Below are 18849 nucleotides of genomic sequence, written 5' to 3' on the forward strand. Positions count from 1 at the left end.
TGTTTTTTATATTAATGGCGTCGGGCTAAGTCAGCTCCGAATTTATATCCTGCATTAAAAACGGATACGAAAAAGTTCGCAACTCCTGAAATCGCAACGATTTCAGCTAGGCCAACACCGCCCTTGGTGTTTTCTAATTCTTCAGTTGTTAAAAGTTGTAAATTGTTCATTGCTTTTCTCCTTTCTGATTCCCCGATATGCAATGATGAGGATCCAAATAACAAGAATCCCAGAAAGTAAATCACTCACTCCATAAGTTTCAAATGGGAGTGTGAGATAGTGAAGGTCGTGTAAGATTTGTAGAACTGCTAAAAAGATTCTAGAAAAAAGTAAAGTAGATATCGTGATGATATGGAATATGCGTCTTTTTTTCATCGTTCTTACCTATGGACGGTTAGCTAGATATCCTAGTCCTGCTCCTGCAGCAAAAACGAGTCCGATACTACTGACAGCAGTTGTAGCAATTTTCCATGTAGCTACCCCTGCAATGACAGCTGGGATAAATCCACCTTGAATAGAGGCTAGTTCATGATCTGATAGTATGTCATCAGAATGAATAGAAATTGTGTTCATCTATCTTCTCCTTTCTTTGAAGAAAATTGTTTCTTCACCTGTATTATTCGTAAAAATTCTAGAAAATCTCTCCTTATTTTCAAAATCATGCAAAAAAGTTGAAAGTCACCTTTGGAGTGTGATAAAATAAGGAACTATATTAGCTATGAAGAGATTGGAGAATGAGCGATGAAGAAACCAGTGATTGGGATAACGGGCAATCAACGCCCTTTCCGTGAAGAGGATGGAATGTACCTCAGTTATACACCGACAGGCTTTGTCCAGGGTGTTCAAGAAGCGGGGGGCATCCCCCTCATCCTTCCGATTGGAGACCCAGCAACGGCTGAGCACTATATTTCCTTGATTGACAAGCTAATCATCACAGGTGGTCAGCATGTTTCTCCTCAGTTTTATGGGGCAGAGAAAGAGATTGTCAGTGACGATTACTTGCTTGAGCGTGACCTTTTCGAGTTGGCCTTGATCAAGGAAGCAGTGGCTGCTAAGAAGCCCATCTTTACGGTTTGCCGAGGCATGCAGCTCTACAATGTAGCCATGGGCGGGACACTTTACCAAGATATCGACCACCACTGGCAAGAAAATCCTGCCAGCGAAGCTAGTCATACGATCGAAACTGTTAAAGGGACCGTTTTGCGGGACTTATTCGGGGAAGTTGGTCAGATCAATTCCTACCACCATCAGAGTATCAAGGATTTAGCCCCTCATCTAGAAGTGATTGCTCTTAGCCCTGAAGATCAGATCATCGAAGCGGTGCAATCATCCCACGGGACAGCCTTTCTAGGGGTTCAGTGGCATCCGGAACTGCGTTATCAGATAAGTGAAGGAGACAAGGCTCTCTTTGATTATGTCGTCAATCAACTATGATAGAAACAAAACACGTTTGAAATCGGGTCTTCTGATCGCTAGCGTGTTTTTTCTATAATCTGCGTAAAAATGACTGAAAATAGTCTCTAGGAAGAGGGCTGAAAGGGAGTATAATAGAGAGGAAGACAATGAGAGAGGATAAACACATGATCAACTTTCCACAAGATTTTTTATGGGGGACTTCGACATCTGGTCCACAGACAGAAGGGCGCTTTGCCGGAGATGGCAAAGGAGACAACCTCTGGGACTACTGGTACCAGGTAGAGCCTCATCGCTTTCGCTTCCAAGAAGGACCCGGCTTAACGTCGACCTTTTATGAAAATTGGGAAGAAGATATTGAGCTTCTAGTCGAGACCGGGCATACTGCCTTTCGAACTTCTATCCAATGGTCTCGGATTTTCCCTGAGGGTCGTGGAGAAGCCAATCCAGCAGGAGTAGCTTTTTACCGCCAAGTATTTGAACGCATTAAGGAAAAAGGCATTCACTTGATGGTCAATCTCTATCACTTTGACCTTCCTTTTGCCTTGCAAGAGCAAGGAGACGGGTGGGAGAACAAGGAGACGGTCTACGCCTATCGCGACTACGCTCGTTTCTGCTTTGAAACCTATGGGGACTTAGTCGATCAGTGGATCACCTTTAATGAACCCATTGTTCCTGTAGAGTTTGGCTATTTTTATGATGCCCATTACCCACATAAGGTGGATGCCGCTGCAGCCGTCAAAGTCGCCTACCACACCCAGTTGGCAAGTAGCCTTGCGGTTCAGGTCTGCCATGAGGTGGATCCAAGTTACCGAATCGGAGTAGTCTTGAACTTGACGCCAGCCTATCCTCGGAGTCAACATCCAGCAGATGTCAAGGCGGCACGAATCGCTGAACTCTTCCAAGCCAAGTCTTTTCTCGATCCGTCTGTGCTTGGGACTTACCCACCAGAGTTGGTAGAGATTTTGCGGGAACGTGCTCTCTTGCCAGAGGTAGACCCAAGTGACTTAGAGCTGATAAAAAAACATACAGTTGACTTCTTAGGAGTCAACTATTACCAACCCATGCGGGTATCTGCGCCCCGTTATGCGCCAAATCCAGAGTCTCCGATGTTGGTCGAACAGTTCTACGAACCCTATGTCATGCCAGGAAGAAAGATCAACCCACATAGAGGCTGGGAAATCTATGAGCAGGGCTTGTATGATATTGCTCAAAATATCAAGGAAAATTACGGCAACATCGAGTGGCTCCTAACAGAGAATGGAATGGGAGTTGAAGGGGAAGAAAAATTCCGCCAAAACGGGGAAATCCAAGATGACTACCGGATTGACTTCGTCAAAGACCACCTGCGTGAGTTGCACCGGGCTATTCAAGAAGGGGCCAACTGTAAGGGTTACCTCATGTGGACCTTTATTGACTGCTGGTCTTGGCTCAACGGCTATAAAAACCGCTACGGTCTTGTCGAATTAGACTTAGCCACTCAGGAAAGACGCCTGAAAAAATCAGGCCATTGGTTCCGTGAGTTGAGCCAGCAGAATGGATTTTAAGAGTAAGTTATTGAGGATTCTATTATCTAAGTAGGATAGAACCCGATTATTTCAGTAAATGACTGACTAGTTTTATTTTCGGAAGTGTGGAACTCCATCAGATGCAGATGTTTCTGACGGCATTCTTCATTTCCGATTTTTCATTTAGTGCTGGAAAAGGTTAAAAAGCCTTCAATTTCAATATGTGCTATAATAAAATCAGAAGAAAAGGAGCTTGTATGATAGATTTTAAAACAGAACTAGGACAAAAAGTACAAACTCTACGTGAAAGTAAGGGATTAAGTAGACAAGCAATCTGTGGTATTGAGGACCTATTAACGACACGCCAACTCCAGCGAATTGAAAAGGGTCAGTCTTTACCAACGATTGCAACAGCAAAGTATATTGCTGAGCAACTAGGTGTTTCCCTAGATACGCTAACGAATCAAACTAGTTTAGAATTGCCGGCAGAATATCTGAACCTGAAGTATCAATTACGGACGTTATACCATTATGGAGATCAAGATCGTCTTCATCGGCATGAAGAAATTATTGAAGATATTTACGAAAATTATTTTGATCACCTGCCAGAGGAAGAAAAACTGTCTGTCCAGGTCGCTCAAGCTACGGTTGATATGATTGGATCCAAAAATCCTTCTTTTGATCAAGGTTTATTAGATGAGTATCTAGAGCAAGCCATGAAGAAAAAAGAGTTAAATCTCAACGATGTGGAAATTATCAAATTGCGCTTGCTCTCTTTGGCTTTGGGAGTCTTTGATCAAGATGAATTTATACACTTAGTGGAGAAGATTATACTTGCGATAGATTATTTCCCCTTATCAGAGTTGGAAATGCTACAAAATACGCTCATCTCAGCTGCAGGCGTGTTAGCCCATTATGGGATATATGACAGGTTGCCAGACATTGTTAAAGCCTTAAATGATATTATGACAAAGAGACATGATTTTCAGGATAATATTTTTGTTTATGCTTTAAATTGGAAAGTTGCTTTATTTATAGAAGATGATCTAGAAAAAGCAAAAAATGATTATCAAAAAGTATGCTTGATGGCGGACTTATTATCTGAGGATCTAGTGAAGAGAAACATGCAAGAAGAATGGAAAGAGGACCTTGCAAAAAAAGGTCTAAACTACACTGAGGTATAGGGAAGTATTTATCCTTTCGTCTGTTGTTCTTGAAAAATATAAAATGAACATTTAGAGAGTGGGACAGAAATCGGTCATTCGTTAGAATTCGATTTCGTCGTCCCACCTCCGCACAGTTGAGTAGGGCTGTAAAAGCTGATGAAATCAGCGTAGTAGAGCCCACTCAACCACTGCGTCTTGCTCGACAATCCAAAGACAATTGAGAGGCTAGGACTTTTGTCCCAGCCTTTTTTTGTGAAATTGATGATTAGACAGGACATGAATGTCCTCACGTTAGAGGATAGAAATTGGGTATACTGAGAGTACAAGGAAAGAAAAAAGGATCTTGGTGTCAGAAAATGGAAATTAGATTACACAATGTAAAGAAAAGCTATGGTTCCTTTGAGGCTTTGAAAGGAATTGATTTAGTTCTTGAGGAAGGTAAATTTTATGGACTCCTTGGACCAAATGGTGCAGGGAAAACAACACTCTTTAATTTGTTGATTAAAAATTTCAAGCCAAGTTCAGGAGAAATTTCTTGGGACGTAAATGGAAAAAAGATATCAACTAAAGATTTTTATAGACATATCGGTATTGTATTTCAAAGTAATCGTTTAGATGATAACTTAACGGTAGAGGAAAACTTAGTATCTCGTGGAGCTTTGTACGGGTTATCAAAATCACAAGTACAAAAACGTATTACAGATTTGCAATCTTATTTAGACGTGGCAACTCTTAAAAAGCAGAAATATGGAAGTTTGTCAGGAGGACAAAAACGGAAAGTAGATATTGCCCGAGCTTTACTACCACAACCGTCTTTGCTGTTGTTAGATGAGCCAACAACTGGTTTAGATCCACAGTCTCGTTATGATTTATGGGAAGCGATTCATCAGTTGAATAAGAAAGATAATATGACAGTCGTTCTTATTACACATTATTTAGAAGAGATGGCTGCTTGTGATATTTTAAATGTTTTAATTGAAGGGAACTTGTATTATTCAGGAGATATTGCCAATTTTATTAAACAGCATTCAACCACTAACCTGAATCTCACTTTAAAACCTGGTCAATCAGTAAAATCGTTATCTGTATCTAAATTTGTAAAGAAGTGTCAGATCCTTTCGGAGGCAGAAGTCGTATGTAAGGATGTTTCCGTTGAAGAGATGATGGAAATTATTGCAGAAAATCAAGGAAAATCAATTATTGAAACATTTAATGTTGAATATTCAAATTTAGAAGCAGCTTATTTGAATTTACTAAAATCTAAAGGAGGAGAAGGAGATGCTTGAATTAATTTCTAGAAATCGGAAAGTCTATACACGAGATCGATTAGCTTTCTTTATGTCCTTCTTATCAGTCATCATCTTGATCTTGGTTTATCAAGTCTTTTTAGGACAAATTCAGATTGATGCCATCAAGGAGGCTTTGAATAGTGATACCGCCTCTACGGATACCATCCAGATGGTCAATTATTGGCTAATCTCAGGTTTAACGACCATTATCTCAATGACCAGTACTCTTGGTGCATTTGGAGTAATGGTTTCGGATAGAGAAAAGAAGTTGAGTGAAGATTTTAAAGTCAGTCCAATTTCTAACTTTAAAATTGAACTATCGTATGCGATCTTTGCGATTTTATTTGGAATTGTTATGACCATGTTCTCTTGTATCTTTGCAATTGGTATGTTTAATGGATTCAGTTCTCTTCTTGACTTTTCAACGATGGATTACTTATCTATTTTAGGAGTTGTTTCAATGGGAACTGTACTAGCTGCAACTATTATTCTTCCAATTTTAGCTTTTATTCGAACCAGTTCAGCCTTTACAACTTTGAGTACAATTGTTGGAACCTTTATTGGATTTATCTCAGGTGTCTATCTTTCTATTGGGTCTGTTGGAGAAACTTTGCAACAGATCATGACCTGTTTCCCTCTAACACAGGTAAATGCACTACTAAAACAGATTTTGATGAAAGATGCAATTAGTAAAGTCTTCGATCATGCACCGTCTACAGTAATTACGAACTACAAAGAATCTTATGGGATTATCTTGCGGAATGCGAGTGGGGAACAACTATCGACTCAGTTCATGTTTACCTATATTTCTATTATGATAGTTGTTTTGCTAGGAGTTCATTTTATGATTAAGAAGGTAAAAAAATGAAGTGATGCTTATGAAATTATTGGATACACATTTAGATAAGTTGGAATCAATGAGGATCTTAAAATAAGCCAATCATCCTACCCTATCAACCAAGATGTTGATAGGTTTTTCTTAAGCCTTCCTTAACTAGACCAATTTCTGGGATTTTAAAGGTTGACAAACAGAAAAAAGCATTGTATACTGACTCCGCTGATGATTTTTCTATCGAATCAGACTAGACCAATTTTATAAATTGGCTAAGAAAATAAGGGAACTCAAGTATGGATACCTATTTTCTTTCATTTTTATAGAAGGAGAAAGCACAGCTTGTCTGTGTCGTAAAAACTATGTGTGGAATTGTTGGTGTTGTTGGAAATACAAATGCAACGGATATTTTGATTCAAGGACTTGAAAAGCTCGAATACCGTGGTTATGATTCTGCGGGGATTTTTGTCCTAGGTGGCGCTGAAAGCCATTTGGTGAAAGCAGTTGGTCGTATCGCAGAATTGTCTGCCAAGACAGCTGGGGTTGAGGGAACAACTGGTATCGGACATACTCGTTGGGCTACTCACGGAAAACCAACAGAAGATAATGCTCACCCACATCGCTCTGAGACTGAACGTTTTGTCTTGGTCCACAATGGGGTGATCGAAAACTATCTTGAAATCAAGGAAGAATACCTTGCGGGTCACCACTTTAAGGGACAAACGGATACAGAAATCGCCGTACATTTGATTGGAAAATTTGCGGAAGAAGACGGCTTATCAGTGCTTGAAGCCTTCAAAAAAGCCCTTCATATCATCCGTGGTTCTTATGCCTTTGCCTTGATTGACTCTGAAAATCCAGATGTCATCTATGTAGCGAAGAACAAATCACCACTCTTGATTGGTCTTGGGGAAGGCTATAACATGGTCTGCTCAGATGCCATGGCTATGATTCGTGAAACTAACCAATACATGGAAATCCATGACCAAGAGTTGGTAATCGTAAAAGCTGATAGCGTTGAAGTTCAAGACTATGATGGAAATAGTCGTGAGCGTGCTAGCTACACTGCTGAACTTGATTTGTCTGATATCGGTAAGGGAACTTACCCTTACTACATGCTCAAGGAAATCGATGAGCAACCGACAGTTATGCGTAAGTTGATCCAAGCCTATACTGATGAGGCTGGTCAAGTAGTCGTAGACCCAGCTATCATCAAGGCTGTTCAAGATGCAGACCGTATCTACATCCTTGCAGCTGGAACTTCTTACCACGCAGGCTTTGCTTCTAAGAAGATGTTGGAAGAATTGACAGATACGCCAGTTGAACTCGGTATCTCTTCTGAGTGGGGTTACGGTATGCCACTTCTCAGCCAGAAACCACTCTTCATCTTTATCAGTCAATCTGGTGAAACAGCTGATAGCCGTCAGGTTTTGGTTAAGGCCAATGAAATGGGTATCCCAAGCTTGACAGTGACAAACGTGCCTGGTTCAACTCTGTCACGTGAAGCCAACCATACCATGTTGCTTCATGCAGGTCCTGAAATTGCCGTAGCTTCAACCAAGGCATATACAGCGCAAATCGCAGCACTTGCCTTCCTTGCAAAAGCAGTCGGTGAAGCAAATGGGAATGAAAAAGCTAAAGCTTTTGACCTGGTTCACGAGTTGTCTATCGTAGCTCAGTCTATCGAATCAACCCTTTCAGAGAAAGAAATGATTGATGCTAAGGTTCGTGACCTTCTTGAAACAACACGTAATGCCTTTTACATCGGACGTGGTCAAGACTACTATGTAGCCATGGAAGCCAGTCTCAAGCTTAAAGAGATTTCTTACATCCAATGCGAAGGCTTTGCGGCTGGAGAACTCAAGCACGGAACGATTGCTTTGATTGAGGATGGAACACCTGTTTTAGCCCTCTTGTCGGATCCGGTTCTTGCCAACCACACTCGTGGAAATATCCAAGAAGTGGCAGCGCGTGGCGCTAAGGTTCTCACCATCGCAGAAGAAAATGTTGCCAAAGATACAGACGACATCGTCCTTACAACGGTCCACCCTTACCTCTCACCAATCTCAATGGTGGTACCAACTCAATTGATTGCTTACTTTGCAACCCTTCACCGTGGCCTCGACGTGGATAAACCACGGAACCTTGCTAAGTCCGTAACAGTAGAATAAAAATGAAAAGAAGATAGGATCCAGTCCTAGCTTCTTTTTCTTTTATCAGAGGCTGGGTTAAAAAACAGTGAGTTAGAAAAGAAAAGGAAGAGTTATAAAGAGGCTGGGACAAAAGTCCTAGCCTCTCAATTGTCTTTGGTTTGTTGAGCAAGACGCAGTGGTTGAGTGGGCTCTACTGCGCTGATTTCATCAGCTTTTACAGCCTTACTCAACTGTGCGGAGGTGGGACGACGAAATCGAACTCTAACGAATTACCGATTTCTGTCCCACTCTCATTTGTTTGATGGCGATAAGACATACTCTTGGATAGCTTGTGCTACACCGTGTTCTTGGTTGCTGGTAGTGACAACTTGAGCTTCCTTCCGGACAGCTTCAGGAGCATTTCCCATGGCAACTCCAAGTCCAGCCAGACGAATCATGGGGAGGTCGTTGAAGTGGTCTCCGATGGTCATGACCTGTTCTAAGGGGACTTGGTAGTAAGAAGCCAGTTCAAGGACAGCATCTCTTTTTGAGACGGCTTTGGCAGTGACTTCTAGGTAGTTTTCCTTTGAAAGGTAAAAAGCAGTCTGTGGAAATTCTTGCGGATCTAGCTTTTTATAGAGTTCTTGAATATTCTGAGTCTCTCCTATCAAGAGCAATTTATGTAGATGGAGAGTATCATCAGAGAGGGTCTGAGAAAGTGGTTGTATCTGGGGAGTTTCACCCGTAATAGCAGCCTCAACTTGGGTCCACTGGTCCTCTCTGGAGTTGAACCAGACTGCCCCGCTATAACAATTAATTGAAATGCTGGGGTCTAGTTCGTCCACACGATGGAGGAAGGTGCGGATCTCATATTTGTCCAGACTGTGTTCAAATAGAATCTCTTCTCCCTTGACGATGAGAGCCCCATTGTAGCAAGTGATCGGTTCCTGATGGACGCCCAAACTTCTTGCGATAGGAGCAATCCCGATAGGAGAGCGAGCCGATGCCAAGATAAAAGGAATCTTTTTTTCTTGGAGCTGGGGAATGAGTTTGATAAGGGCGGAATCGACCTGATGTTGCTGGTCCAGAATGGTTCCGTCGATATCACTGACAATTAAACGAATGGAAGACATAGGCACCTCCTTTTTCTTTAGTATACCATATTTTAGGAGAATGGAAAGGAGAGGTATAGTTGATTCTTATAACGGGGTCAAGTAATTTTCAAAGTAGGTCCCTTTCTTCAAAAATAAAATAATAGATAAGAATGCGCGCAAGGCTTTATTTTCAAGGACTTGCGCTTTTTTTGATACCTGCCTCAATAAAGAAATTTTAAGGCCTTGATAGGGAAAATATATTAGTCAGCTACTATTTGAGGTGATATCATGGTTACAAATTTCAGAAAGGAAGCGGTCAGTCAGTCTTCCTTTTGGAGAAGATATTGAGGAGGTTTCACTGTATGAGTAAAAAAGAGTTGGTGCTTCGTGCCATTCGAGGCGAAGCAGTAGAGCGAATCCCTGTAGGATTTTGGCTCCATTATGTGACCCAAGAAGAAAAAGAATTGGGGCTAGACAATCCAGCCGTGCTTGAAAAGAGTATCAAAGGACACCAACACTATGTTGAAAAAATATCCCCTGATTTTGTCAAGATCATGAGCGATGGCTTCTTCCGCTATCCGAGTGCCCTTTATTCGAGAGAGATCCAATCGATCCAAGAATTAAAGGACATTCAAGCAATTGGAGAGCATCATCCTTGGATTGAACAGCAGATTAAAGTAGTCAAGGAAATTCGTTCCCATTTCCATGAAGAGATTGCTTCTTTCTACAATATCTTCTCGCCCATTTCCTATTTGAAACGCTGGTTCCGTACGGATCAATCCCGTGGAGACCAAGTGATTGCGACCTTTCTCAAGGAAGATCCAGAAACCTTGGCCCATGTCCTTGACGTGATTGCAGGAGACATCGCCATTCTTAGTCGCCGCTTGATTCAAGAAGCAGGAGTGGAAGGGATTTACTTCTCAACTCAGCAGATCCAAGATGAGCGCGTGACAGAGCAAGAATACCGCAAGTTCATTGAGCCAAGCAACATCGCCGTTCTAGAAGCAGCCAATGAAGCTGGAGGCATCAATATCCTTCATATCTGTGGTTTTGAAGGGGCCAGCAATGAAGTGGACCTCTTCAAGGATTATCCAGCTCAAGTCATTAACTGGGCGACCTATCATGAAGGTCTGAGCCTAGCAGCAGGTCGCAAGCTCTTTGGCGATCGTGCTGTCCTAGGTGGCTTTGTCAATGGCAAGAAAGGCTTGCTCTACCAAGGGGAACGAGACGCTATCGAGCAAGAAACGCGTCGTTTGGTGGCAGAAGCAGGAAGTCGTGGTTTGATCCTTGGGGCGGATTGTACCGTACCAGACGATTTCCAATTGGAACGTCTTGATTGGGTGCGTCAGGCGGCCGTCTTGTAAGAAGAAAGGAGAGGGAGATGAAAAAAATCAATGTCTGGTGTATAGTGCTGGTAGCTTTATTCTTAGTCCTAGGACTCGCAAAAGTTGTAGCCACTAGCAGTCAAGAGGAAAGCAAAAAGGATCCGGATATGGCAAGGCTGGAGAAAATTCCAGCCCACAGTCTCTCCCTCATTCGCCCGTCTGATCTAGCGGGTGTCTTGCTCCTAGAAGATCAGTGATAAAAAAAGATGAAGGGCTTGATAAAAAATATATATTAGTCAAATAAAAGTCCAAGTGTTAAGATAACTAGCAAGAAAAGAACAGAACGAGGTAAGAACATGTCTACAAAAAGAGAATTAGTCTTAAAAGCTTTTAGAGGGGAAGCGGTTGATCGTGTGCCAGTTGGCTTTTGGCATCATTTTACAAGGGAAGATGAATGGTTGAAAGGATTTTCCAATCCAGAGATTATCGAAAAAAACCTCAATGGCCATAAAAACTTTCTTCACAAGGTCAAACCAGACTTTGTCAAACTCATGAGTGATGGCTACTTTGCTTATCCAAACCCATCCATTCACAAAGGCCTTGAAAACATCTCAGACTTAGCAGGGATTGAACCCCTTGGAGCCGATCATCCATGGATCACAGAGCAGGTAGAATTGGTCAAAAAAATCCGTGCCGGTTTTGAAGAAGACATTGTAGCCATCTACAACATATTTGCTCCAGTGACCTACTTCAAATGGTTGGTCGGAGAAGTGTCAGGTGGAGATGACTTGATTGCAAACTTTATCGATCAAGATGCAGCAACTCTTAAAAAAGTATTGGATACTATTGGCCAAGATATCGCAAGTTTGAGCCAACGAATCATCAAAGAAGCTGGAGCAGACGGGATCTACCTCAGTGTTCAAAGCATCCAAGATGCGCGTGTCAGTCAGGAAGTTTACAAACAAGTCATCGCGCCGAGTGAACTCCATGTCTTAGAGACAGCTAAGGAAGCCGGTGGGGTAAATATCCTTCATATCTGTGGCTACGAAGGAGCTCGCAATGATATCCATCTCTTCACAGATTACCCAGCCCCAGTCATTAACTGGGCAGTCGGACCAGAAGGAATCAGTCTGGCAGAAGGACGCGAAATCTTCGGTGGACGTACGGTTCTTGGTGGGTTTGAAAATGGCAAAAATGGTCTTCTCTACACAGGAGACAAGGCTGCTATCCAAGCAGAAACCAAACGCATCATCGCAGAGACAGGAACTACAGGCTTGGTCATCGGTGCGGATTGTACCATTCCAAGTGACATTGATGAAGAACGAATCGAATGGGTTCGTGAAGCTGCAGCAGAATAAGGAAAATAGAAAGAGAGAAAAGAGAGTATGAGTAAAAAAACATGGATTATCGGTGGGGTAGCTGTTCTTGCCCTTGCAGGCGCAACGATTATTGGTCGAAGCCTGAATCACGCAAATGACAGCAAAGAATCAACAGGATCTAATAAAGTAACAACTTTGAAAGTGGCCCACACTCAAAACTATGTACCTTACGATTTTGTCGATGAAAAAGGAGAATCAGATGGTTATGAAGTAGCCGTGCTCAAAGCCATTGACGAAAAACTTCCAGACTACAAGTTTGAGTATACTGGAACGAGTGACGACGACCTCTTGATCGGTCTAGAATCTGGTAAGTATGATATCGGAACCAAAGGAGCTTGGTATACCGAAGAACGCGCCAAGAAATTTATCATACCAAAAGAACCAATCGGAGCAAGTATCATCGGATTTACCGTACGAAAAGAAGATGCGGATAAATACAAGAACATTGATGACTTTGCTAAAGAAAAAGGAAAATTGGTTCCAATTTCACCACAAAATGCGCAATGGAATGTTATTAAAGAATACAATGACAAGCATAAGGACCAACAAATCGAATTAACAGCTGCCGAATCGTTCAAAGTCGCAGATGCTTATGCTTGGGTACTTGAAAGTCGTTACGATGCCTTCTTTGACATCAAACTTTCCTTTGAAAAAGCTGTCACAGATAAAGATGGTTCTTACCACCAATATGCAGACAAACTTAGCTGGTTTGCCTACAAAGGAATTCCAACTTACCCATTGATTCATAAGGATAAGAAAAACGAAAAATTTGCGGAAGCTTACAGCAAGGCCATCAAAGAATTGGAAGAAGATGGAACGCTTGCCAAACTATCCGAAAAATATTTCGGTGAAGATGTCTTCAGTTATGTAGATAAAGAAAAATAAGATGAAACTGGGTGCGTATAGCCCCAGCTTCCTTATTTCTATACGGATACAGAAAGGAAAAAAACATGGTCTCATACGACATTTCCAAGGTCTGGTTATTTCTTCCAACCTTGGTCCAAGCCCTGCCAGCGACCCTAGCTTTGATGGTGTTAACGACGCTTCTCGGTTCGGCATTTGGCTTGGTTTTGACCTGGGCACAAGTATCAGAAGATAAGGTAGGAGCAGGTCTGGCAAAAGGCTACGTCTTTACTTTGCGTTGTACCCCTCCGATTGTCTTGCTATTTTTGGTCTTTTATGGACTGCCACAATTTTTGAACTGGTGGTTGGGCATTGACATTGATCACTGGTCCAAGTTTGTTTTTGTCCTTGTGGCCATGTTTCTTCTCTTTGCGGCGATGATTTCTGAGGTCTTTAAGGCAGCCTATTTGGCTATTCCAAAAGGTCAGATGGAAGCGGGTTTGAGTATTGGCTTGACGCCAGCTCAAACCATTTGGCGCATTGTCCTTCCCCAAGCCTTTCGCGTGGCTCTTCCCAATATGACGACTGCCATCTTGAACCTCATGCGCGATGCCGCTTTGGCTTATACCATTGGCTTTATCGATATCATGGGAGCAGGAAACAACTTGATCAGTCGCAATCTTGGGAATTATTCCCTCGAGACGTATACAGCCGTAGCAGTGATTTACTGGGCAATTGCACTTGTGATCTCCTTCTCCGCTCAACTCCTTGAGAAACGACTCAGTGTAACAGAAAGGTAGCTTATGGATTTCAATTTTATTAGTAAAACGTTTCTAGCCACCTTGGGTGGTGTTCCAGTGACCCTTCTGATCATGGTCGTGTCGATTCTCTTGAGTTTTTTTCCAGCCCTCTTTTTGGCGCTCGGTCAGATCTATAAGGTCAAAGGGGTTCGCAGTTTCTCAGTGGTTTACTTGGCTTTTATTCGCGCGACGCCTCCGATTCTCTTGATTCTCTTCTTTTATAGTCTCTTTCCCAGCCTCTTAAATAGCTTTTTTAAGAGCATGGGCAGTCACTTTAATGTCTTTGAGATCAATCCCATTTACTATGCCTTTATCATCTTTAGCTTGATGACAACAGGAAGTCTAGCTGAAATTCTACGGTCAGCCATTCTGACGGTGGATAAGGGCCAGTTAGAAGCAGCGCAAGCCATCGGTTTGACCAATCGCCAAGCCTATATCCGAATTGTTTTTCCACAAGCCCTGCGTGCAGCCCTGCCCAATCTGTGTAACCTGGTCATCAACTTGGTCAAAGGCACCTCCCTTGTCTTTGTCATGACCATCAAGGATATCACTGCCATTGCCAAGGTAGAGGCCTCTTATGGCTATCAATATTTTGAATCCTATCTCGTGATTTTTATTCTTTATATTGTCATTTGTGGGGTGATTCAGTGGGGCTTCAATCGCTTGGAAAAACGCCTGACACTCGCATAGAAGAAGGAGAAATGAAAAGATGTTAGAAGTAGAACACGTATCGAAAAAATTTAAGGACCACCAAGTCCTGGTAGATGTCAATCTCAAGGTCAACCAAGGGGATGTCGTGGTTATTTTAGGTCCATCTGGATCAGGAAAAACTACCTTCCTACGCTGCCTCAACCACTTGGAAAAGGCAGACACAGGCCGCCTAACTCTAGGTGGAAAAGAGTATGACCTTGCAAAACTCAGCAAAAAGGAAATTTTAGAAATCCGCCAAAAGACAGCCTTTGTCTTCCAGCACTACAATCTCTTTGCCAACAAAACAGCCCTTGAAAATATCTTGGAAGGCCTGATTGTAGCCCGCAAGATTCCAAAAGAAGAAGCCATCCAACGGGCAGAATCAGCCCTTGAAAAAGTCGGTCTCCTCGCTTATAAGGATTACTATCCTGCTCAACTATCAGGTGGCCAGCAGCAGCGGATCGGAATCGCACGTGCCATCGCAGTAAAACCAGACGTGATCTTGCTGGATGAGCCGACCTCAGCGCTGGACCCAGAGTTGGTCGGGGATGTACTAGCTGTTATGAAGCAACTAGCCCAAGAAGGAGTGACCATGGTTGTCGTAACCCATGAGATGAGCTTTGCGCGTGATGTGGCCAATCATGTCATCTTTATGGATGGTGGACACATCATCGAAGAAAACGAACCCCATGAATTCTTCAACAGTCCAAAAGAAGAACGAACCAAACAATTCCTTTCACGGATTCTATCCGATGCCACCTACAGCGTCGAATACATGATTTGATAAGAGGCACACCCTGGTAAGGGTGTGTTTTTTTGATTCGGAAAATTTTTTTAAAAAATGCAAAAAAATTATGTAAAAAGTGTTGACAAAAAAATCAGTCTGAGTTATAATAATTTATGTAAACAAAAAGAGGTTGGAAAATCTCAAGAGTTTACAAGATCAATAGTGGAAAGGAGATGGTAATATGCTATTTCCAAAATATAGAAAACTAATTGATAAAAGAAGGAATATAAGATCTTAGCCCTTGAGGCTATTCATTTAAAAGAAAAAATAAAATTATGTAAACAAATATTAAGTAGCCAATTCGGCTGCTCATTTCAAGAATGATTTAAAATTATGTAAAACGAGGTAACAACTATGAACAACAACTTTAACAATATGGATGATCTTTTCAATCAACTAATGGGAAACATGGGTGGTTTTCGTTCTGAAAGCCGTCGCTACATGATTAATGGTCGTGAAGTGACACCGGAAGAATTCGCCATTTACCGCCAAACGGGTCAACTTCCAAATGAAGGAAGTGAGCAAGTGCAACAGCAACAAGGCAAAGGGATGAAACAAGATGGAATCCTTGCAAAACTGGGCCGTAACTTGACCGAAGAAGCCCGTGAAGGAAAATTGGATCCGGTCATCGGACGCAACAAAGAAATTCAAGAAACGGCTGAAATCCTGTCTCGTCGTACCAAGAACAACCCTGTCCTTGTAGGGGATGCAGGTGTTGGTAAGACAGCTGTTGTAGAAGGATTGGCTCAAGCTATCGTGAACGGTGATGTTCCAGCAGCCATCAAGAACAAAGAAATCATCTCGATTGATATTTCTGGTCTAGAAGCTGGTACGCAATACCGTGGTAGCTTTGAAGAAAATATCCAAAATATGATCCAAGAAGTCAAAGCCATGGGCAATGTCATCCTCTTCTTTGACGAAATCCACCAAATTCTTGGTGCGGGCAGCACAGGGGATGGTCAAGGATCAAAAGGTCTTGCGGATATCTTGAAACCAGCTCTTTCTCGTGGGGAATTGACAGTCATTGGTGCAACTACTCAAGATGAATACCGTAACACCATCTTGAAGAATGCGGCCCTTGCTCGTCGTTTCAACGAAGTCAAGGTTAATGCTCCATCAGCTGAAGATACTTTCAAGATTCTCCAAGGGATCCGTGATCTTTACGAAAAACACCACAATGTTGTTTTGCCAGATGAAGTCTTGAAAGCAGCAGTTGATTATTCTGTTCAATACATTCCACAACGTAGCTTGCCTGATAAGGCGATTGACTTGGTCGATGTGACAGCTGCTCACTTGGCAGCTCAACACCCTGTAACAGATGTACATGCGGTTGAGCACGAAATTCAAGCGGAAAAAACTAAACAAGAAGAAGCTGCGGCTAAAGAAGATTACGAAGCAGCTCTAAATGCAAAAGTCCGTATCGAAGAGCTTGAAAAGCAAATTGCTAACCATACAGAAGATCACAAGGTGACTGCAACTGTCAATGACGTAGCTGAGTCTGTCGAACGAATGACTGGAATCCCAGTATCACAAATGGGGGCTACGGACATCGAACGTTTGAAAGATATGGGTCACCGTTTGCAAACGAAAGTTATCGGTCAAGACAAAGCCGTTGAAGCTGTTTCAAAAGCGATCCGTCGGAACCGTGCAGGGTTTGATGAAGGTAACCGTCCAATCGGTAGCTTCCTCTTCGTCGGACCTACTGGTGTTGGTAAAACAGAGTTGGCTAAACAATTAGCCCTTGATATGTTCGGTACTAAAGATGCCATCATCCGTTTGGACATGTCAGAATATAGCGACCGTACAGCCGTATCTAAATTGATCGGTACAACTGCAGGTTATGTAGGTTACGATGACAACAACAATACATTAACTGAACGCGTCCGTCGTAATCCATATTCAATCGTCCTTCTTGATGAGATTGAAAAAGCGGATCCTCAAGTGATCACCCTTCTTCTTCAAGTCTTGGATGATGGTCGTTTGACAGACGGTCAAGGGAACACGGTCAACTTCAAGAATACAGTGATTATCGCCACTTCAAACGCTGGCTTTGGTTACGAAGCGAACTTGACAGAAGATGCGGACAAGCCAGAACTCATGGATCGTTTGAAACCATTCTTCCGTCCAGAATTCTTGAACCGCTTTAATGCAGTGATCGAATTCTCACACTTGAGCAAGGAAGACCTTTCTAAGATTGTTGACTTGATGTTAGTAGAAGTGAACAAAACTCTTGCTAAGAAAGACATCGACTTGACAGTGAGCGATGCTGCCAAAGAATACATGACTGAAGAAGGATATGATGAAGTTATGGGTGTTCGTCCACTCCGTCGTGTGGTTGAACAACAAATCCGAGATAAAGTGACAGACTTCCACTTGGATAATCTTGATGCTAAACACTTGCTAGCAGATATGGAAGATGGAGAATTGGTTATTAAAGAGAGTGGAAACTCAGAAGAATAACTAGGGCATCTAGCACCATAAACGAGAGAAAATCAGTCTGAAAAAGGAGGCTAAGAAAAAATTCTTAGCCTTTTTTTATGTCAACAAAAGAAAAATATATAAGGTATAGTTTTATCGTTTTTTTTCCCAGAAAGTGAAAAATGATAAAAAATAGGTATGATTTTTCATAAATTGGTGCAAAATACAGTATGAAAATGCCTTAGAAAGCGTCTATAAGCAAGATTTTCTTATAAATGAACAAATAAATTATATAATATATAAAAGACTAAATTTAAGGGGATAGGATGATTTTATGAAAAATCCAATTGATATTTATTCGACAAAAGATTATAAGAAAGTTGAAGCTGTCGTTCAATTGATGGTGGATGGAAAGGTGACAAGTTATAGAGTAGCGACTGAGACAGATATTAGTAAGATGAGTCTAGCTACCTTGACAAAAGGAACCAGTAAAATTAAAAACATTACCTATCAAACAGCCATGTTGTTGATTGAATGGTATGATAAAAATCATGAAAAATATGGAATTGCAATCGATTAGCAAAAACCTATTTTTTATGGTTTTTTCTTTTTCTAAAAAAGGAATTACTAGAAAAGATGTTCGAATCGAATAGAGGGCAGACCACCTCCATCTACCGACTTATTTTTTGAAAATCAAGGGTTCGTATTGAAAATGCCTATAAAATTTGCTATAGTAGAGCATATATGATTTAAAAAGGAGAAATGGTATGCAAAGTGGTACAACCTTGCTATTTATGCTTGCGCTAATGGTCGGAATGATGTTCTTCATGAGCCGTAGCCAAAAGAAACAATACCAAAAACGGATGGAAAGCTTGAACAAGCTTCAAAAAGGGTATGAAGTGATTACCATCGGTGGTTTGTATGGAACAGTTGATGAAGTAGACACTGAACGGAAAACCGTTGTTTTGGATGTGGATGGCGTATACCTCACATTTGAATTGACAGCTATTAAAACAGTTTTGCCAGTTTCAGAAGGGGTGACAGCTGGTGCAGTTGAAGGCGTTGGCGAATCAGATTCTATCATTGACGGTGAATAATAAGAAGGAGCGATCAAAAGGTCGCTTTTTTCATTTTTAGATATATACCCTCTAGAAAAGGGGCTAGACTGCCATT

At 41.8% G+C, this 18849-nt stretch carries 19 protein-coding genes; 16 read left to right on the plus strand and 3 right to left on the minus strand.

All coding sequences use genetic code 11. The features are described from left to right. Window positions 1-11: 11 nt before the first annotated feature. On the minus strand, window positions 12-170 hold the full coding sequence (locus EL081_RS01645) for a class IIb bacteriocin, lactobin A/cerein 7B family (RefSeq protein WP_048717604.1): 159 nt from the start codon (window positions 168-170) through the stop codon (window positions 12-14). A 214-nt stretch (window positions 171-384) separates the two neighbouring features. Beyond that, entirely contained in the window at window positions 385-573 is a 189-nt protein-coding gene (locus EL081_RS01650) for a class IIb bacteriocin, lactobin A/cerein 7B family (RefSeq protein ID WP_126403741.1), read from the minus strand. A gap of 168 nt (window positions 574-741) precedes the next feature. Here EL081_RS01650 and EL081_RS01655 point away from each other — a divergent pair, with 168 nt between their 5' ends. From EL081_RS01655 to glmS, 6 genes are all read left to right on the plus strand, one after another. Next, entirely contained in the window at window positions 742-1434 is a 693-nt protein-coding gene (locus EL081_RS01655; RefSeq protein ID WP_126403742.1) for a gamma-glutamyl-gamma-aminobutyrate hydrolase family protein, read from the plus strand. Between the two features lie 146 nt (window positions 1435-1580). After that, entirely contained in the window at window positions 1581-2960 is a 1380-nt protein-coding gene (locus EL081_RS01660) for a glycoside hydrolase family 1 protein (protein ID WP_164555428.1), read from the plus strand. A gap of 218 nt (window positions 2961-3178) precedes the next feature. Then, window positions 3179-4105 (plus strand): helix-turn-helix domain-containing protein, encoded by a 927-nt coding sequence (locus tag EL081_RS01665; RefSeq protein WP_126403744.1) that lies wholly within the window; start codon window positions 3179-3181, stop codon window positions 4103-4105. A 338-nt stretch (window positions 4106-4443) separates the two neighbouring features. After that, window positions 4444-5373, plus strand: coding sequence for an ABC transporter ATP-binding protein (locus EL081_RS01675; RefSeq protein WP_126403745.1), 930 nt, complete (start codon window positions 4444-4446; stop codon window positions 5371-5373). Then, a complete protein-coding gene (locus EL081_RS01680) occupies window positions 5366-6244 on the plus strand; it encodes an ABC transporter permease (RefSeq protein WP_126403746.1) in 879 nt (292 codons plus the stop codon). The genes EL081_RS01675 and EL081_RS01680 overlap by 8 nt, the downstream gene beginning before the upstream one ends. A 326-nt stretch (window positions 6245-6570) precedes the next feature. Beyond that, window positions 6571-8379, plus strand: a complete 1809-nt coding sequence (gene glmS / locus EL081_RS01685; protein WP_126403747.1) for a glutamine--fructose-6-phosphate transaminase (isomerizing) — start codon at window positions 6571-6573, stop codon at window positions 8377-8379. Between the two features lie 272 nt (window positions 8380-8651). On the opposite strand, the gene EL081_RS01695 is transcribed toward glmS, so the two are convergent. Then, window positions 8652-9473, minus strand: a complete 822-nt coding sequence (locus tag EL081_RS01695; protein WP_126403748.1) for a Cof-type HAD-IIB family hydrolase — start codon at window positions 9471-9473, stop codon at window positions 8652-8654. A 323-nt stretch (window positions 9474-9796) separates the two neighbouring features. Here EL081_RS01695 and EL081_RS01700 point away from each other — a divergent pair, with 323 nt between their 5' ends. The 10 genes from EL081_RS01700 (at window position 9797) to yajC (ending at window position 18773) form a co-directional block, all read left to right on the plus strand. Beyond that, complete coding sequence (locus tag EL081_RS01700; RefSeq protein WP_126403749.1) at window positions 9797-10798, plus strand: uroporphyrinogen decarboxylase family protein; 1002 nt, start codon at window positions 9797-9799, stop codon at window positions 10796-10798. Between the two features lie 17 nt (window positions 10799-10815). Further along, window positions 10816-11016: a hypothetical protein gene (locus EL081_RS01705; protein WP_126403750.1), complete on the plus strand. Its 201-nt coding sequence runs from the start codon at window positions 10816-10818 to the stop codon at window positions 11014-11016. 99 nt (window positions 11017-11115) lie between these two features. Further along, the gene (locus EL081_RS01710) at window positions 11116-12117 is read left to right on the plus strand and encodes a uroporphyrinogen decarboxylase family protein (RefSeq protein ID WP_126403751.1); all 1002 of its coding nucleotides are present in this window, start codon (window positions 11116-11118) and stop codon (window positions 12115-12117) included. A gap of 27 nt (window positions 12118-12144) precedes the next feature. Beyond that, a complete protein-coding gene (locus tag EL081_RS01715) occupies window positions 12145-13023 on the plus strand; it encodes a transporter substrate-binding domain-containing protein (RefSeq protein WP_126403752.1) in 879 nt (292 codons plus the stop codon). A gap of 65 nt (window positions 13024-13088) precedes the next feature. Beyond that, on the plus strand, window positions 13089-13781 hold the full coding sequence (locus EL081_RS01720) for an amino acid ABC transporter permease (protein WP_126403753.1): 693 nt from the start codon (window positions 13089-13091) through the stop codon (window positions 13779-13781). A gap of 3 nt (window positions 13782-13784) precedes the next feature. After that, window positions 13785-14471 (plus strand): amino acid ABC transporter permease, encoded by a 687-nt coding sequence (locus EL081_RS01725; RefSeq protein WP_009732142.1) that lies wholly within the window; start codon window positions 13785-13787, stop codon window positions 14469-14471. A 19-nt stretch (window positions 14472-14490) separates the two neighbouring features. Then, entirely contained in the window at window positions 14491-15255 is a 765-nt protein-coding gene (locus EL081_RS01730) for an amino acid ABC transporter ATP-binding protein (RefSeq protein ID WP_126403754.1), read from the plus strand. Between the two features lie 357 nt (window positions 15256-15612). After that, a complete protein-coding gene (locus EL081_RS01735) occupies window positions 15613-17718 on the plus strand; it encodes an ATP-dependent Clp protease ATP-binding subunit (protein ID WP_126403755.1) in 2106 nt (701 codons plus the stop codon). Window positions 17719-18010: 292 nt separating this feature from the next. Further along, entirely contained in the window at window positions 18011-18256 is a 246-nt protein-coding gene (locus tag EL081_RS01740; protein ID WP_006595034.1) for a hypothetical protein, read from the plus strand. A 187-nt stretch (window positions 18257-18443) separates the two neighbouring features. Next, window positions 18444-18773 carry a preprotein translocase subunit YajC gene (gene yajC, locus EL081_RS01745; RefSeq protein WP_126403756.1) on the plus strand — a complete coding sequence of 110 codons (330 nt, stop codon included), beginning with the start codon at window positions 18444-18446 and terminating at the stop codon, window positions 18771-18773. Window positions 18774-18849: the final 76 nt, after the last annotated feature.

This window comes from Streptococcus viridans, assembly GCF_900636365.1.
In the GTDB taxonomy this organism is placed as follows: domain Bacteria; phylum Bacillota; class Bacilli; order Lactobacillales; family Streptococcaceae; genus Streptococcus; species Streptococcus viridans_A.

Excerpts from the sequence above, each read along its gene's own strand:
- EL081_RS01680 (WP_126403746.1), top strand. The coding sequence starts at position 5,366 with ATGCTTGAATTAATTTCTAGAAATCGGAAAGTCTATACACGAGATCGA.
- EL081_RS01710 (WP_126403751.1), top strand. The coding sequence starts at position 11,116 with ATGTCTACAAAAAGAGAATTAGTCTTAAAAGCTTTTAGAGGGGAAGCG.
- EL081_RS01645 (WP_048717604.1), bottom strand. The coding sequence starts at position 170 with ATGAACAATTTACAACTTTTAACAACTGAAGAATTAGAAAACACCAAG.
- EL081_RS01665 (WP_126403744.1), top strand. The coding sequence starts at position 3,179 with ATGATAGATTTTAAAACAGAACTAGGACAAAAAGTACAAACTCTACGT.
- EL081_RS01650 (WP_126403741.1), bottom strand. The coding sequence starts at position 573 with ATGAACACAATTTCTATTCATTCTGATGACATACTATCAGATCATGAA.
- EL081_RS01735 (WP_126403755.1), top strand. The coding sequence starts at position 15,613 with ATGAACAACAACTTTAACAATATGGATGATCTTTTCAATCAACTAATG.
- EL081_RS01660 (WP_164555428.1), top strand. The coding sequence starts at position 1,581 with ATGATCAACTTTCCACAAGATTTTTTATGGGGGACTTCGACATCTGGT.
- EL081_RS01705 (WP_126403750.1), top strand. The coding sequence starts at position 10,816 with ATGAAAAAAATCAATGTCTGGTGTATAGTGCTGGTAGCTTTATTCTTA.
- EL081_RS01740 (WP_006595034.1), top strand. The coding sequence starts at position 18,011 with ATGAAAAATCCAATTGATATTTATTCGACAAAAGATTATAAGAAAGTT.
- EL081_RS01675 (WP_126403745.1), top strand. The coding sequence starts at position 4,444 with ATGGAAATTAGATTACACAATGTAAAGAAAAGCTATGGTTCCTTTGAG.
- EL081_RS01730 (WP_126403754.1), top strand. The coding sequence starts at position 14,491 with ATGTTAGAAGTAGAACACGTATCGAAAAAATTTAAGGACCACCAAGTC.
- EL081_RS01720 (WP_126403753.1), top strand. The coding sequence starts at position 13,089 with ATGGTCTCATACGACATTTCCAAGGTCTGGTTATTTCTTCCAACCTTG.
- EL081_RS01700 (WP_126403749.1), top strand. The coding sequence starts at position 9,797 with ATGAGTAAAAAAGAGTTGGTGCTTCGTGCCATTCGAGGCGAAGCAGTA.
- glmS (WP_126403747.1), top strand. The coding sequence starts at position 6,571 with ATGTGTGGAATTGTTGGTGTTGTTGGAAATACAAATGCAACGGATATT.
- yajC (WP_126403756.1), top strand. The coding sequence starts at position 18,444 with ATGCAAAGTGGTACAACCTTGCTATTTATGCTTGCGCTAATGGTCGGA.
- EL081_RS01655 (WP_126403742.1), top strand. The coding sequence starts at position 742 with ATGAAGAAACCAGTGATTGGGATAACGGGCAATCAACGCCCTTTCCGT.
- EL081_RS01715 (WP_126403752.1), top strand. The coding sequence starts at position 12,145 with ATGAGTAAAAAAACATGGATTATCGGTGGGGTAGCTGTTCTTGCCCTT.
- EL081_RS01725 (WP_009732142.1), top strand. The coding sequence starts at position 13,785 with ATGGATTTCAATTTTATTAGTAAAACGTTTCTAGCCACCTTGGGTGGT.
- EL081_RS01695 (WP_126403748.1), bottom strand. The coding sequence starts at position 9,473 with ATGTCTTCCATTCGTTTAATTGTCAGTGATATCGACGGAACCATTCTG.